The 15333-nt window shown below is 45.1% G+C and carries 15 protein-coding genes; 11 read left to right on the top strand and 4 right to left on the bottom strand.

Annotated elements, in window-relative coordinates:
* Positions 1-54: 54 nt before the first annotated feature.
* Positions 55-519, bottom strand: a complete 465-nt coding sequence (gene argR / locus AC0J2X_RS18025; RefSeq protein WP_014977468.1) for a transcriptional regulator ArgR — start codon at positions 517-519, stop codon at positions 55-57.
* 237 nt (positions 520-756) lie between these two features.
* Here argR and mdh point away from each other — a divergent pair, with 237 nt between their 5' ends.
* Entirely contained in the window at positions 757-1695 is a 939-nt protein-coding gene (gene mdh, locus AC0J2X_RS18020) for a malate dehydrogenase (RefSeq protein WP_014950802.1), read from the top strand.
* A gap of 146 nt (positions 1696-1841) precedes the next feature.
* On the opposite strand, the gene ppc is transcribed toward mdh, so the two are convergent.
* Positions 1842-4463 (bottom strand): phosphoenolpyruvate carboxylase, encoded by a 2622-nt coding sequence (ppc, locus tag AC0J2X_RS18015; protein WP_014977467.1) that lies wholly within the window; start codon positions 4461-4463, stop codon positions 1842-1844.
* A 233-nt stretch (positions 4464-4696) separates the two neighbouring features.
* On the opposite strand from ppc, the gene AC0J2X_RS18010 reads away from it, so the two are divergent.
* The 10 genes from AC0J2X_RS18010 to nqrM all read left to right on the top strand — a co-directional run bounded on the left by AC0J2X_RS18010 (position 4697) and on the right by nqrM (position 14522).
* Positions 4697-5317 carry an FKBP-type peptidyl-prolyl cis-trans isomerase gene (locus AC0J2X_RS18010; protein ID WP_014950800.1) on the top strand — a complete coding sequence of 207 codons (621 nt, stop codon included), beginning with the start codon at positions 4697-4699 and terminating at the stop codon, positions 5315-5317.
* Positions 5318-5616: 299 nt separating this feature from the next.
* Positions 5617-6795, top strand: coding sequence for an enoyl-ACP reductase FabV (gene fabV / locus AC0J2X_RS18005; protein ID WP_014977466.1), 1179 nt, complete (start codon positions 5617-5619; stop codon positions 6793-6795).
* A gap of 512 nt (positions 6796-7307) precedes the next feature.
* On the top strand, positions 7308-8648 hold the full coding sequence (locus tag AC0J2X_RS18000) for a Na(+)-translocating NADH-quinone reductase subunit A (RefSeq protein ID WP_014977465.1): 1341 nt from the start codon (positions 7308-7310) through the stop codon (positions 8646-8648).
* Positions 8649-8651: 3 nt separating this feature from the next.
* Positions 8652-9854, top strand: a complete 1203-nt coding sequence (locus AC0J2X_RS17995; RefSeq protein WP_014950797.1) for an NADH:ubiquinone reductase (Na(+)-transporting) subunit B — start codon at positions 8652-8654, stop codon at positions 9852-9854.
* The gene (locus tag AC0J2X_RS17990; RefSeq protein ID WP_014977464.1) at positions 9844-10608 is read left to right on the top strand and encodes a Na(+)-translocating NADH-quinone reductase subunit C; all 765 of its coding nucleotides are present in this window, start codon (positions 9844-9846) and stop codon (positions 10606-10608) included. The genes AC0J2X_RS17995 and AC0J2X_RS17990 overlap by 11 nt, the downstream gene beginning before the upstream one ends.
* Positions 10609-10618: 10 nt before the next feature.
* Positions 10619-11251, top strand: a complete 633-nt coding sequence (locus tag AC0J2X_RS17985; RefSeq protein ID WP_014950795.1) for an NADH:ubiquinone reductase (Na(+)-transporting) subunit D — start codon at positions 10619-10621, stop codon at positions 11249-11251.
* 3 nt (positions 11252-11254) lie between these two features.
* A complete protein-coding gene (nqrE, locus tag AC0J2X_RS17980; RefSeq protein ID WP_014950794.1) occupies positions 11255-11863 on the top strand; it encodes an NADH:ubiquinone reductase (Na(+)-transporting) subunit E in 609 nt (202 codons plus the stop codon).
* Positions 11864-11883: 20 nt separating this feature from the next.
* Positions 11884-13116 carry an NADH:ubiquinone reductase (Na(+)-transporting) subunit F gene (nqrF, locus tag AC0J2X_RS17975; protein WP_014950793.1) on the top strand — a complete coding sequence of 411 codons (1233 nt, stop codon included), beginning with the start codon at positions 11884-11886 and terminating at the stop codon, positions 13114-13116.
* Between the two features lie 137 nt (positions 13117-13253).
* Complete coding sequence (locus AC0J2X_RS17970) at positions 13254-14279, top strand: FAD:protein FMN transferase (protein WP_014950792.1); 1026 nt, start codon at positions 13254-13256, stop codon at positions 14277-14279.
* 9 nt (positions 14280-14288) lie between these two features.
* The gene (gene nqrM, locus AC0J2X_RS17965; RefSeq protein WP_014950791.1) at positions 14289-14522 is read left to right on the top strand and encodes a (Na+)-NQR maturation NqrM; all 234 of its coding nucleotides are present in this window, start codon (positions 14289-14291) and stop codon (positions 14520-14522) included.
* 105 nt (positions 14523-14627) lie between these two features.
* Here the strand turns inward: nqrM and AC0J2X_RS17960 are convergent, their stop codons facing one another.
* Together AC0J2X_RS17960 and AC0J2X_RS17955 are read right to left on the bottom strand one after the other, a co-directional pair.
* The gene (locus tag AC0J2X_RS17960; RefSeq protein ID WP_472996274.1) at positions 14628-14855 is read right to left on the bottom strand and encodes a type II toxin-antitoxin system RelE/ParE family toxin; all 228 of its coding nucleotides are present in this window, start codon (positions 14853-14855) and stop codon (positions 14628-14630) included.
* Positions 14856-14925: 70 nt separating this feature from the next.
* Positions 14926-15168 carry a type II toxin-antitoxin system ParD family antitoxin gene (locus AC0J2X_RS17955; RefSeq protein ID WP_044583775.1) on the bottom strand — a complete coding sequence of 81 codons (243 nt, stop codon included), beginning with the start codon at positions 15166-15168 and terminating at the stop codon, positions 14926-14928.
* Positions 15169-15333 lie beyond the last annotated feature (165 nt).

Raw genomic sequence — 15333 nt, 5'->3', positions numbered from 1 at the left:
CCGCATCTTGTATGCGGTTTCTTATTTTTTGATTGTCAGCTTTTGGAGCCATGGCTAAACGTTTTCAAATAAATCTTCAACGCGTTGTCTTAATTCTTCAATTCTTGTCACGTCAGCAGGGGCAATAAAAATCGTGTCATCACCCGCAATCGTCCCTAATACGCCATCTTTTTTACTCAATGAATCAAGTAGACGAGCAATAAGCTGTGCAGCACCAGGGCTGGTTCTAATGATTACCATTACGTTGTTGTGAACGATATCCAGTACTAGCTGTTTAAGAGGGCTTTTAGCCGTAGGCATACCTAGCTCTGGAGGCAAGCAATACACCATGTCACCTCGGGCATTTCGCGTGCGTACCGCGCCGAATTTGCTTAGCATTCTAGAGATTTTAGACTGGCTGATATTGTCGAAGCCTTGTGCTTTTAATGCATCAACAATTTCACCCTGTGAACCGTAACTTTCTGCTTTAAGAATTTCTTTAAAAGCTTTGATGAGTAGCTCTTGTTTTGCGTTTGCCATTAGCGCTCTTTTCTTTTTTGAGGGTTATCGTTAGGAATTATATTTAGTATGCGTATATTGTGCCGTACAGGTAGACTTTGCGCAATTTCTTTGCATAATCATTCATGATAATGAATATCGAGATAAAATCGCCATAAATAACGTTAATAAGACGATCCGGTGATTGAGTTTTCCCCCGCGTTGCATTAGTGTGACGTTCCGTTTAAATACGTGAAGTAATCCCATAGGAGAAATGGTATGAAAGTAGCCGTGTTAGGTGCTGCCGGTGGTATTGGTCAGGCGCTGTCTTTGTTGTTGAAAACACAATTGCCAGCAGGTTCAGATTTAGCGCTTTACGACGTAGCGCCAGTTGTTCCTGGTGTTGCCGTTGATTTGAGCCACATCCCCACTGCGGTAAAAGTAACCGGTCACGGTAAAGATGACCTAGCTGATGCACTAACTGGAGCAGACGTTGTTCTAATTCCAGCGGGTATGCCTCGTAAGCCAGGTATGGATCGCTCTGATCTATTCAACATCAACGCCGGCATTGTTAAAAACCTAATCGAAGGTGTAGCTGATAACTGCCCGAACGCGTGTGTTGGTATCATCACTAACCCAGTTAACACTACTGTTGCTATTGCAGCTGAAACGCTTAAAGCAAAAGGCGTTTACGACAAGAATAAGCTTTTCGGTGTAACGACACTAGACGTTATCCGTGCTGAAACGTTTGTTGCTGAACTTAAAGGTGTAGACGTATCTTCTGTGCACGTACCGGTAATCGGTGGTCACTCTGGTACAACTATCCTTCCTCTACTTTCACAAGTTGAAGGCGTAGAGTTCACAGACGAAGAAGTTGCTAGCCTAACTACTCGTATCCAAAACGCGGGTACTGAAGTTGTTGAAGCTAAAGCGGGCGGCGGTTCTGCAACCCTATCAATGGGTCAAGCAGCGGCACGCTTCTGTCTATCTCTAGTTGCAGCAATGCAAGGTGAGAACGTTGTTGAGTACACTTATGTACAAACTGACGACAGCGACGACGCAGCATTCTTTGCACATCCAGTTCGCCTAGGCGCAAACGGTGTTGAAGAAATCTTGCCATACGGCGAGCTAAGCGCATTTGAAGAAAAAGCGAAAAACGACATGCTTGAAGGCCTACGTGGCGACATCAAGCTAGGCGTAGACTTCGTAAACGGCTAGTAACGCCTGAAGCGGATGTACTAGCATCTGCTAGAAAAGGCTGGATACGTTCTTACGTACCCAGCCTTTTTTGCATTTAAGACATTACAAAAAAAGCCTGCTCAATGAGCAGGCTTTTCATTATAACGTTACGCGTTCATTGGGCTCTAGCCTGTATTACGCATACCAATTGCAATACCCGCGATGGTAACCATCATGGCACGCTCTAGGCTAGTGTTTTGTGCATCGTCACCGGCTTTACGAATACGATCCAGAAGCTCAATTTGCAGGTAGTGAAGGGGCTGAAGATATCCTGCACGGATCTCCATAGACTCTTTACCCTGCGGGTCGTTCTTCATGATGTCGCCGTCACCGGTTATAGCCAACAGCGACGAGATGCTTTCTTTAAGCTCGCTACGCAATGCTTCACCAAAGTGTTTAAGCTCTTTGGGTACCAAGCGCTCATCATAAGCTTCGCTGATTCGCGGATCGGCTTTATGGAACACCATGTCCAGCATTGAAAGACGTGAACGATAGAACGGCCATTCGCTGAACATCTCGTTAACCACTTTTTCATTTTCCGGTGTCTTCACGCTATCGATAGCGCGCATAACGCCTAACCAGCTTGGCAGTACCAAACGGGTTTGTGCCCAGGCAAATATCCATGGAATCGCACGTAGGCTCTCAATACCACCTTGTGGCTTACGCTTCGCTGGACGACTACCTAGTGGGAGTTTGCCTAACTCTTGCTCTGGCGTTGCAACACGGAAGTAAGGTACGAACTCTTTATCGTGACGCACGGTTGCACGGTAGTTATCGCGACCTTGGGCTGCCATTGCAGTTATAAGCTCTCGCCATTCTTCTTTTGGTGCCGGAGGCGGGAATAACATGGCTTCAATTATGGCGCTGGCGTAAATACCTAGGCTGCGTTTAGCCAGCTTAGGCATACCGAATTTATAGCGAATAGTTTCGCCTTGCTCAGTTACACGGAAGCCGCCGTCTAGCGAGCCAGGAGGCTGAGAGTAAATGGCAGCATGTGCTGGCAAGCCACCACGACCAATTGTACCGCCACGGCCGTGGAATAGCGTCAGGCTTACGTCAAACTCATCAGCAATCGCAACCAAGGCTTCTTGTGATTGGTATTGAGCCCAGCCCGCAGCAAGTGCACCTGCGTCTTTGGCTGAATCTGAATAACCAATCATAACGAATTGACGACCTTTAACGTAACCGCGATACCAGTCGATAGACAGAAGTTTGCGCATTACGTCAGGCGAGTTGTTCAAATCGTCTAGCGTCTCGAACAATGGCGCCACTGGCATTGGCCAATCTACACCACTTTCTTGAAGTAGCAGCTGAACGGCCATAACGTCCGATGGCTCACTGGCCATAGAGATAATATAGATACCAAAACCGTGTTTGCTGTGCTTCGCAATTACCTTACAGGTATCAAGCACTTCTTTCACGTCATCAGACGCATCCCATTGAGCAGGGAATAGCGGGCGTTTTGAGCCAAGCTCGCGCAATAAGAACGCTTGCTTGTCGGCTTCGCTCCACTGAGCATAATCACCAAGACCTAGGTAGCGTGTTAGTTCGCTGAAAACGTCTGCATGACGTTCAGAGTCCTGACGCACGTCAAGGCGCAGAAGGTGAATGCCAAATACACGAGCACGACGAATAGTGTCTAGCAGCAGACCGTTTGCTACAACTTGCATTCCGCAGTCTAACAGTGACTGGTAGCAAAGCATCAGTGGTTCAATTAGCTCATCATCACTTTCAACCCAGTTTGAAGTATCTGGGTTTTTACCTGCTAAGTAGTCGCTAATGCCATCGCGGGTTGCGATGAACTTGTCCACAAGTGGACGAAGAAGGGCGCGGTATGGCTCGTTGGCGTCGCCGACTTTTTCGCGTAACGCGTCGTTGCAGTCGTACATTGAAAGCTCAACTTGCAAGCGATCAAGATCAATCGCGAAAAGCTTGGCCGCACGTTTTCTAGCAAGTAATAATACTTGCTCAGTCACTTTTGACGTTACAAATGGGTTGCCGTCTCTGTCGCCGCCCATCCAAGAGCTAAACTGAACGGGAGACGCATCTAGTGGCAGTGATACTTCATAATCTTCGTTTAGGCGACCATCAAGCTCGCGCATAAAGTCTGGCACTGCTTCCCATAATGAGTTTTCAATAACAGAGAAGCCCCAGCGTGCCTCATCAACCGGTGTTGGACGTACTGAACGAATTTCTTCAGTGTGCCAAGCCTGTGCAATAAGGTCAGCAATACGGGTTTCAATTTTCTTACGCTCAACATCATTAAGCGACTCTTGGTGAATAGCCTGAAGGCAGTTCGCCAATTCTTTATGTTTGTGAATAAGTGTACGGCGCGTAACCTCAGTTGGGTGCGCGGTCAGTACAAGATCGATGTTCAGTTTTGCAACCGCATCCTGCACTTTTTCAGCTGTTAATTCAGCTTTATCTAGGTGTTTAAATAGTGCATCAATAGACGCATCAACATTCATTGCCGCATTGTATTCTTGCTCAGCAATGTTGCCCAAATTCAAGAATTGTGCGAATGCACGGCCAACAGTAAGCAAATCGCTGTCAGACATTGTTTTGAAAGTTTCTTTCAGTTCTTCGCTACATGTAGCGTCTCCCTGATAAGAAGCTCGGCCGCCTTTACGAATCTTTTCAATACGGTCTAGCCACTCTTGACCCAATTGATTTTTGATTGTTTCACCTAAGGTTTTACCTAGGTATCGAACGGTATCTTTCAGTTCAGCATCGTAGTGTGTTTGCATGCTATCCTCCTAAATATATGGCCTTAACCATACTGTGTCCTTTGCGACTTGTCTAACCACTTTCGGTTATAATTTACAACATTTTGATACTTTTGCACCCTAGTTAACATTGCTCAAAGCAAGATATTTTGTGGTGTGATACACTCTTGCACCGGAAAATGCAGAAACATTCTCGCGTTATGCGTTTTGTTTGAAATTTGTACTGCATTTGTAATTTAATTTCAGGAGTTCTTGTGACTGATACATTCAATACAGTAGAAACCCAAGCAAGTTACGGCATTGGTTTTCAAATGGGTCAACAATTACAATCAAATCCGTTTGACGGACTAGCGATTGACGCTGTTGTAGCTGGCCTAAAAGACGCCTTCGCAGGTCAAGCGCCTCAGGTTGATAACGACACACTACGTGATGCGTTCGGCGAAATTCACAAGCGTATGCAAGCGGCTAAAGAAGAAGCTAGCAAAGCGGTTATTGAAGAAGGCACAAAGTACCTTGAAGAAAATGCGAAGCGTGACGAAGTAACCGTTACTGAATCTGGTCTTCAGTATGAAGTTATTGCTGAAGGTGACGGTGAAACACCAGTTGCGGCTAGCACTGTACGTGTTCACTACCACGGTACACTTATTAACGGTACCACTTTTGACAGCTCTTACGAGCGCGGCCAGCCAGCTGAATTCCCAGTAGGCGGCGTTATTAAAGGTTGGACTGAAGCACTTCAACTTATGAAAGTAGGTGCTAAGTACCGTTTATACGTGCCACATGATCTTGCTTACGGTGAGCAAGGTGCGGGTGCAGCTATTGCACCATACAGCACGCTTATCTTTGACGTAGAGCTTCTAGACGTTCTAGGTTAATGTGTTGTTCACAGGTGTGCAGTTCTGTACACCTGTGTTCCATTTTTTCTTATTCATAGTTCATAACGTTTTAAAAACTAGCCCGCACTTCGTTGAATTTAGCGATATGGCCTAATGTTTCTTTTTCCTATCTCTTTTCTTCTCTGTCTTTTCTCGTAAATACAAAGCAAAGCTAAATTTGGCACGTTGTTTCATTGGTGTCGCCTTGCGTTTGCGATATGCTAGGTTTCATCTGCTCCGAGTTGTTATCAGTGGCTTCGGCATTACAATAGCCCCACGCTCAAATAAGGAAAATTATTATGGTTATAAAGCCTAAAGTGAGAGGCTTCATTTGTACAAACGCGCACCCTGTTGGCTGTGCAACGGCGGTTGACGAACAAATTGCTTATGTAGAAGCAAAAGGCGACTTAGGCGAAGGCCCTAAAAATGTATTGGTTATTGGTAGCTCTACGGGATACGGCCTAGCATCACGCATTACTTCTGCGTTCGGCTATGGCGCTAAAACGCTGGGTGTGTGTTTTGAAAAAGCACCAACGGAACGTAAAACGGGTACTGCCGGTTGGTACAACACCGCTGCATTCCACGAAAAAGCCAAAGCAAAAGGCTTGTATGCAGAAACTATTAATGGCGATGCGTTTTCCGATGAAATCAAAAATGAAACCATCGAAAAAATCAAAGCTGAAATGGGCAAGGTTGATTTGGTCATTTATAGCCTTGCATCCCCGCGTAGAACCGACCCAGAAACAGGCGTAACGTATAAATCTACGCTTAAGCCTGTAGGGCAGGCGTACACTACGAAAACCTACGATACTGATAAAGACAAAGTGCATGAAGTATCGCTAGAGCCAGCCAACGACGAAGAAATCCTTAACACCATCAAAGTGATGGGCGGTGAAGATTGGGAACGTTGGATGGACTTTTTACGTGAAGCCGATGTGCTTGCTGAAGGCTGTAAAACCACCGCATATACCTATATCGGTAAAGAACTAACATGGCCTATTTATGGTCAAGCGACGATTGGTAAAGCGAAGGAAGACCTGGATCGCGCTGCCGCAGCCATTATTGGTAAAAACAGTGATTTGCTTGTGCAAGCCAATGTGAGCTCGTTGAAAGCACTGGTAACGCAAGCAAGCTCGGCTATTCCTGTAATGCCTCTGTATATTTCACTTATTTACAAAGTGATGAAAGAGGAAGGGACGCATGAAGGGTGTATTGAACAGATTTATGGCTTGTTTACACAGTGCCTATACGGCAATACACCAACGTTAGATGAAGCAAATCGCTATCGCATGGATGGCAAAGAAACTAACGACGCAACACAGGCAAAAATTAAGGCGCTATGGGATCAAGTGACACAAGAGAACTTTCATGACTTAAGTGACTACAAAGGTTACAACCATGAGTTCTTAAAACTGTTCGGTTTTGACATTTCAAGTGTTGATTACGACAGTGAAGTTGACCCAATGGTTAATTGGTAAAACCTAAACTTACCATTAATTAACCTAATGCTTATATGCGCAAAAGCCGTCTGATTTGACGGCTTTTTTGTACCTGATTACAAGTTGATACGGCATATGGATTTGCAAAATGTAAATGAATAAGACCAAAGGTTTACATTAAATTGTAGAAAAATTTGCCTTTATCTAGAAATAGCGTGGCACAAACGTATAGGTTAATGCTAAAATCCCGAAATTAAGTAGGGGTCTTTTCTGCCTCTACCGAAACAGCAGTAGCGATTGCAGCTACACAAAAACAATAATAAGCGTAAATTTCTGCTGGTGGTCTATAAAGAAAGGGCGAATTAAGCGTCCGCAAAAGGAATTATGCGTTACGGCTTCATAACAGGCTGACCGTAGCAATTGCAGCAAGTTCCATCAATCAACAACGAAAAGGTGTTCTACACCTGTTAATAGTGCGCTTTTGCATGCTGACAGGCAGGTTTTCTGCGGTCATGCAAAAGGGTATTTCTATTAGAGTAGTGCGATTACATATGATAAAAATCAAGAAAGGTCTCGACCTCCCAATTGAGGGAGCGCCAAAGCAGGAGATTGCTGATGCATCTGCTGCAACGCGCGTTGCCATTCTGGGAGAAGAATATGTGGGTATGCGCCCTACCATGCACGTCCAAGTTGGCGATGTAGTGAAGAAAGGTCAGGTTCTTTTTGAAGATAAAAAGAACCCTGGCGTTAAATTCACTGCCCCAGCAGCGGGTGAAGTGGTAGAGGTTAACCGTGGTGCAAAACGTGTTCTTCAGTCTGTAGTTATCAAAATGAACGGCAGCGATGCTGTGACATTTGATAAAATTGCAGCTGACCAGATCGCGAGCGCAACACGCGAGCAGCTTCAGTCAATCCTTGTAGAGTCAGGCATGTGGACAGCGTTCCGTACACGTCCATTTAGCAAATCTCCTAAGCTAGACTCTGTTCCAAGTTCAATTTTCGTTACAGCAATGGATACCAATCCACTAGCCGCAGATCCTGCAGTGATTATTGCTGAGCGCCAAGACGATTTCGTAAATGGTCTTAAAGCATTAACGCAATTGAGCGGTGGCAAGACTTACGTTTGTAAAGCGGCAGGTGCATCTGTTGCTACTGGCGATGCGGCAGTTGATGTTGAAGAATTTGGCGGTCCTCACCCTGCGGGCCTACCGGGTACTCACATCCACTTCCTTGATTCTGCTGGCATGAACAAAACGGTTTGGCACATCAACTACCAAGACGTTATGGCAATTGGTGCATTGCTGACTTCTGGCGAGCTAGATAACCGTCGTGTTATTTCACTAGCAGGTCCTGCAGCAACTAACCCACGCCTAGTGCGCACCGTAATGGGCGCAGACTTGACCGAGCTTACTGCTAGCGAGCAAGTAGACGGTGAAGTACGTGTTATCTCTGGTTCTGTACTTAGCGGTACCACAGCGATGGGCGTTCACGGCTTCCTTGGTCGTTTCCACACCCAAGTTTCACTACTAAAAGAAGGTCGCGAGAAGAAATTGTTCGGTTGGATCCTACCTGGCTCAAACCAACACTCAGTGACTCGTGCTTACTTAGGTCACCTAAGTGGCAGCAAGAAATTTGATATGACAACAACTACCAATGGTTCTGAACGTTCTATGGTTCCAATTGGTAATTACGAACGCGTTATGCCCCTAGATATCATTCCTACGCTTCTGCTTAGGGACCTGATTTCTGGTGATACTGACGGTGCTCAGACGTTGGGTTGCTTAGAGTTGGACGAAGAAGATTTGGCATTGTGTACTTATGTATGCCCTGGCAAATACAACTACGCTCCTATCTTACGCGACCGTTTGACCACGATAGAGAAAGAGGGTTAAGTCATGGGTTTAAAAGCGTATTTAGAAAAGATCGAACCAAACTTCGAACCAGGTGGTAAGCATGAAAAGTGGTATGCGCTTTACGAAGCTGCGGCGACCATTTTCTACACCCCAGGTAAAGTAAATAAAGCTAACACGCACGTGCGTGACAGCATTGACCTTAAGCGCATCATGATCATGGTATGGATGGCAACATTCCCAGCTATGTTCTTTGGTATGTATAACATTGGTTTCCAAGCGCAAGAAGCTATTGCTGCTGGCGCAGGAACACTACCTGATACGTGGCAAGCAGGCCTATTCGCTGCCCTTGGCGGTGACTTGGCAAATGCGGGTACACTAGGTCTATTCTTCTATGGCGCATGTTTCTGGTTGCCAATCTACGCGGTAACGTTCGCGGTAGGTGGTTTCTGGGAAGTATTATTCGCGTCTGTGCGCAAGCACGAAGTTAACGAAGGTTTCTTCGTTACATCGGTACTGTTCGCACTAACACTTCCAGCTACTATTCCTCTATGGCAAGTTGCACTAGGTATTACCTTCGGTGTTGTAATTGCTAAAGAAGTATTTGGTGGTACAGGTCGTAACTTCCTTAACCCAGCATTGTCTGGTCGTGCATTCCTTTACTTTGCGTATCCTGCACAAATTTCAGGTGACCAAGTATGGGTAGCGGCAGATGGCTATTCTGGTGCAACGTCTCTAAGCCAAGCGGCTTCTGGCAACCTTGATTACGCGAACATGGATCAGTGGATGAACAGCTTCATCGGTACTATCTCAGGTTCAGCGGGTGAGGTGTCTACCCTTGCTATTATTCTTGGTGGCTTGTTCATCATGTACATGCGTATAGCAAGCTGGCGCATTGTTGCTGGTGTAGCAATTGGTGTGGCGTTCTTCGCAACCTTGCTAAACCTAATCGGCAGCGATACGAACCCTATGTTTGCTATGCCTGCTCATTGGCACTTTGTTGTTGGTGGTCTTGCTTTTGGTATGTTCTTTATGGCGACAGACCCAGTTTCTGCGTCGTTCACAAACCAAGGTAAGTGGGCTTACGGTATCTTCATTGGTTTCATGACGGTACTAATCCGCGTCCTAAACCCAGCCTTCCCTGAAGGTGTAATGCTAGCAATTCTATTTGCTAACTTGTGGGCGCCACTGTTCGACTATTTCGTCGCACAAAGCAATATCAAGCGGAGGGTAGCACGTGTCGGCTAAGAAAGAATCTTTAGGCAAAACGGTAGGTATTGTTGTTGCCGTATGTTTAGTTTGTTCAATTGTTGTTTCTGGCGCGGCTGTTGGTCTTCGCTCTTTACAACAAACAAACGCAGCTCTAGATAAAAAGAGCAACATTCTTAATGCTGCAGGCCTTTATGAAATGGGCATGAGCAATAGCGCAATTGAAAGCACGTACAGCGAGCGAGTAGAGCAGCGTTATGTAAATCTTGACGAAGGTACTTTCGTAGAAGCGCCTAAGCCAGATTACGATATGTATAAAGCAGCCAAAGAAACTGAGTACAGCACTAAGGTGACTAACAGTAATGTTGGTTTTCAACGCCGCCCTAACGTGGCAAGTGTTTACTTAGTTCGCGACGACGCAGGTGATGTATCTCGTATCATCCTTCCTGTGCACGGCAGCGGCCTTTGGGATCTTATGTACGGTTTCTTAGCGGTAGACGCAGACGGCCAAACGGTTCGCGAGCTTATTTACTATCAGCAAAAAGAAACGCCAGGACTAGGTGGTGAAGTGCAAAACCCTGCATGGCAGGACAAATGGGATGGCAAAGAGCTTTACGAGAATGGCGAAGTTGCTATTCGCGTAGTGAAAAATGCTAACCCTAGCAATCCTCACACTATCGATGCGCTTTCAGGTGCAACCCTAACCAGCAACGGTGTTGAAAACACTATTCGTTACTGGGTAGGCGAGCAAGGCTTCGGCCAGTTCCTGAAGAACCAAGCATGGCGTTCATAAGGGAAGTCTCATGGCAGATACTAAAGAAATGAAAAAGGCCCTCTTTGGGCCAATCCTGGACAACAACCCGATCGCCCTACAGGTATTGGGTATCTGTTCAGCACTGGCAATTACCACTAAGCTGGAAACAGCATTGGTAATGTCGCTTGCGCTTACAAGCGTTGTAGCGTTCTCAAACTTGTTTATTTCACTAATTCGTAACCAGATCCCATCTAGCGTTCGAATTATTATCCAGATGACTATCATTGCGTCGTTGGTAATCGTTGTTGACCAAATTCTGAAAGCGTATTCGTATGAAATATCGAAGCAGCTGTCGGTATTCGTTGGTCTGATTATTACTAACTGTATCGTAATGGGTCGTGCTGAAGCTTACGCCATGAAGAGCCCACCTCTGATGAGCTTCCTTGATGGTATTGGTAACGGCTTGGGTTACTCTTTCATTCTAATTGTTATTGGTACAATTAAAGAGCTATTTGGTTTCGGTACTATTTTAGGTTTCGAAATCCTTCCACTGGTTCAAAACGGTGGCTGGTATCAGGGTAACGGTTTGTTAATCCTACCATTCAGCTCATTCTTCTTAATCGGCGGTATGATTTGGTTTATCCGTACTATCCGTCCAGAGCAAGTAGAGCCTAAGGAGTAAGTCATGGAACATTATTTGTCGTTATTTGTTCGCTCAATTTTCGTTGAGAACATGGCGTTATCACTTTTCTTAGGTATGTGTACATTCCTAGCGGTATCTAAGAAAGTTAAAACTGCTATGGGTCTTGGTGTTGCAGTTATCGTGGTACTAGGTATCTCTGTACCCGTTAACCAAGTTATTTATGTAAACATTCTTGCTCCAGGCGCACTAGCATGGGCAGGTTTCCCAGAAGCTGACCTAAGCTTCCTTAACTTCCTAACGTTTATCGGTGTTATCGCGGCGTTGGTACAGATTCTAGAGATGAGCTTAGACAAGTTCTTCCCTGCGCTTTACAACGCACTAGGTATCTTCCTTCCGCTAATTACCGTTAACTGTGCAATCTTCGGTGGTGTGGCGTTTGCGGTACAGCGTGAATACAACTTCACTGAAAGCATCGTTTACGGCGTTGGTAGTGGTATGGGCTGGGCACTAGCAATTGTATTGCTAGCGGCAGTACGTGAAAAGCTGAAGTATGCTGATATGCCTGATGGTGTTCGTGGTCTTGGTTCTGTATTCATGATCGCGGGCCTAATGGCACTTGGCTTCCAGTCATTCACTGGTATTCAGCTGTAATAGAGCTCGGGAGCATATAAATGAATAACGTAGAAATATTTCTTGGCGTCGGCATGTTTATTGCCATCGTATTGGCGCTAGTATTTATCATTATGTTTGCCAAGTCTAAATTGGTACCAAGTGGTGATGTAACTATCACTATCAATGGTGACCCAGACAAGGCAATCAAAACTGCACCGGGTGGCAAACTACTTGGTGCACTAGCTGACGCAGGTTACTTCGTATCGTCTGCGTGTGGTGGCGGTGGCTCATGTGGCCAGTGTCGTGTAGATGTACACTCAGGTGGTGGTGAAATCCTTCCAACTGAACTAGACCACATCACTAAAGGTGAAGCGCGCGAAGGCTGCCGTCTTTCATGTCAGGTTGCTATTAAGCAAGACATGGAAATCGAGCTAGAAGAGTCGGTATTTGGTGTTAAGAAGTGGGATTGTGAAGTTATCTCTAACGATAACAAAGCAACCTTCATCAAAGAACTGAAGCTTAAAATTCCTAACGGTGAAAGCGTACCTTTCCGTGCAGGTGGCTACATTCAGATTGAAGCGCCGGCTCACCACGTTAAGTACAAAGAGTTCGATATTCCTGAAGAATACCGCGGTGACTGGGAGCGTTTTGGCTTCTTCGACATCGAGTCTAAAGTCGACGAAGAAACTATTCGTGCGTACTCAATGGCGAACTACCCAGAAGAAGAAGGCATTATTATGTTGAACGTGCGTATCGCTACGCCGCCACCTAATAACCTAAGCCTACCTGCTGGTAAAATGTCATCGTACATTTGGAGCCTGAAAGAAGGTGACAAAGCGACTATCTCTGGTCCATTCGGTGAATTCTTCGCGAAAGAAACTGAAAACGAAATGGTATTCGTAGGTGGTGGTGCAGGTATGGCCCCAATGCGTTCTCACATCTTCGATCAGCTTCGTCGCCTTAAGTCTAAGCGTAAGATGAGCTTCTGGTACGGTGCACGTTCACTTCGTGAAATGTTCTATACAGAAGACTTCGACGAGCTAGCAGCAGAAAACGATAACTTTGAGTGGCATGTAGCACTTTCTGATCCTCAGCCAGAGGACAACTGGGAAGGTTACACTGGGTTTATCCACCAAGTACTTCTTGAGAACTACTTGAAAGATCACCCTGCACCAGAAGACTGTGAGTTCTACATGTGTGGACCACCTATGATGAACGCGGCCGTAATCAACATGCTTAAAGATTTAGGTGTTGAGGACGAAAACATCATGCTAGATGACTTCGGTGGCTAGGCGTTTAATTTAAGAACTACTCGCTTAAAAGTTATTAAGCATATTAAAAGGGGCGTAAGCCCCTTTTTCGTTGAAGCAAAACGCAGAATGCACATAATAGCGATTGAATAATGTGCATATTAGCTAAGGACAACATCGTGATTCGATTTGCTATTCGAATTTTCCTCGCCTTTGTTGCGGTAGGTATTCTACTTCTCGCAAGCTGTAGCGACGAAAAAACGCCTGTAGTACACCTGCAAGGGCAGACAATGGGCACAACCTACAACGTTAAGTACCTTGTAGCGGAGACACCGGTAGAAGGCTTACAAGCTGAAATAGATGCCCGTCTTGTTGAGGTTAACAAGATGATGTCTACTTACGACCCAACGTCAGAACTATCAAGGTTCAATCAATATCGCTACACCGACAATTTCGCCGTATCACCAGATACGCTAACCGTAGTTAACGAGGCATTACGCTTGGCTAACCTTAGTGGAGGAGTACTTGATGTTACCGTTGGCCCATTGGTTAATTTATGGGGGTTTGGACCAACTAAGCGCCCTGAAAAAGTACCAAGCCAGACAGACATCGACGATATTCGCGAATATGTGGGTTATAAGAAGCTGTCAACCACGCCTACAGGCTTAAAGAAAAGTCACCCAATGCTTTATGTCGACCTGTCGACTATTGCAAAAGGCTTTGGCGTTGATGAAGTGGCGGAGATCCTTGAAAACCACAACATTGAAAACTACCTTGTAGAAATAGGTGGTGAAATGCGCGTGAAAGGTGAACGAGGCGACGGCAGTGAGTGGCTGATTGCCATTGAAAAGCCAGTTACCACTGAACGTGCTGTTCAAAAAGTTGTCTCAATAGGAGAAAACGCGGTTGCTACATCAGGTGACTATCGCAACTATTACGAAGAAGACGGCGTTCGTTATTCGCATCTAATCGACCCCACAACGGGCAAACCTATCTCACATAACCTGGTTTCGGTTACGGTAATTCATCCTTCTTCAATGACGTCTGATGGTTTGGCTACGGCGTTTAATGTAATGGGATGGGAACAAGCGATAGCGGTTGCTGAGCAAGAACAACTCGCTGTATTCCTCATTCGTCGCACAGAAGACGGATTTGAAGAGTATGCATCGCCAGAATTTGATAAACTGGTCACAGTTCATAATTAGGGGGTAGCAATGTCTACATTCATTCTTGCTTTTGGTTTCTTTCTAACAATGGTACTGGCTATGGCCGTAGGTTACCTTTTTCAGAAAAAATCAATCTCTGGAAGCTGTGGTGGCTTAGGTGCACTAGGTATTGAAAAAGCCTGTGACTGTCCAGAACCGTGTGACCGTAAAAAGTCGCGCATGGAAAAAGAAGAAGCCCGCCAGAAAAAACTAAACGAGTGGAAGCAGAACCAAATTTTGTAATGCTTAACCCATCGTTGGTTTAAGGTTTAAAAGCGCTGTTTGATACTAATCGACAGCGCTTTTTTGTTCTGTGAGTATATCTATCTAGCTCGTTAACGTTGAGTTCTATTGAAGTTGCCGAACGATATCCATTGATTGATGAAGAACCCTAATTATTCTGATACCGTATTTGAACTTTCTAAAAACGATCATATGTTTATTCACATAGCTAGAAAAACACCCCCATTTAATATCATTTCTCGGTATAGCTAACGCCGAGTTGGCATCGTTTGCAAGCTCGATAAATCTTGACTCAAGGTCATCTAAATAATTATTGCGTTGCTCCTTGCCCAGTACTCTTCGGTATAAACACCGATCTCATATAGATCATTGGCAGCAGCTTTTGAAACGCGGAATTTAGTCACTATCTACTATCTAGCCGTTTCTTAAGAGAGTCCATTGAAAAATTAATGTCGTCTTCACTTTGTTCTCCTTCTTCAATCAAGAGCCTCAGCGCATTTAACTTTGACGATGCGTCTTGTTCTTGAAGCAGTCTCAATGCAGCGCGAATTACCTCGCTTTGATTGTTATAATTGCCTGAACTTACCATCGCTTCGATAAATTCGCTCATACTTCTACTTGGTTGAAATGTAATTGTTCTAGCCATATGACAAACCCTGTAAGTAAATTACTTACAATATAGCCGGATCGTCTCACACTCGCAATTACGCCTAAGTAAAAGTAAGCGTTATTAATGGGCTTATTTGTATTAATTCCTGTTCAACATTGCCTTGAATCATGCGTGTGAGGCATCAATCTTATCAAGAATCGA

This window comes from Alteromonas sp. R7 (assembly GCF_055755235.1).
This window is presented reverse-complemented; position numbering and strand designations above follow the sequence as displayed.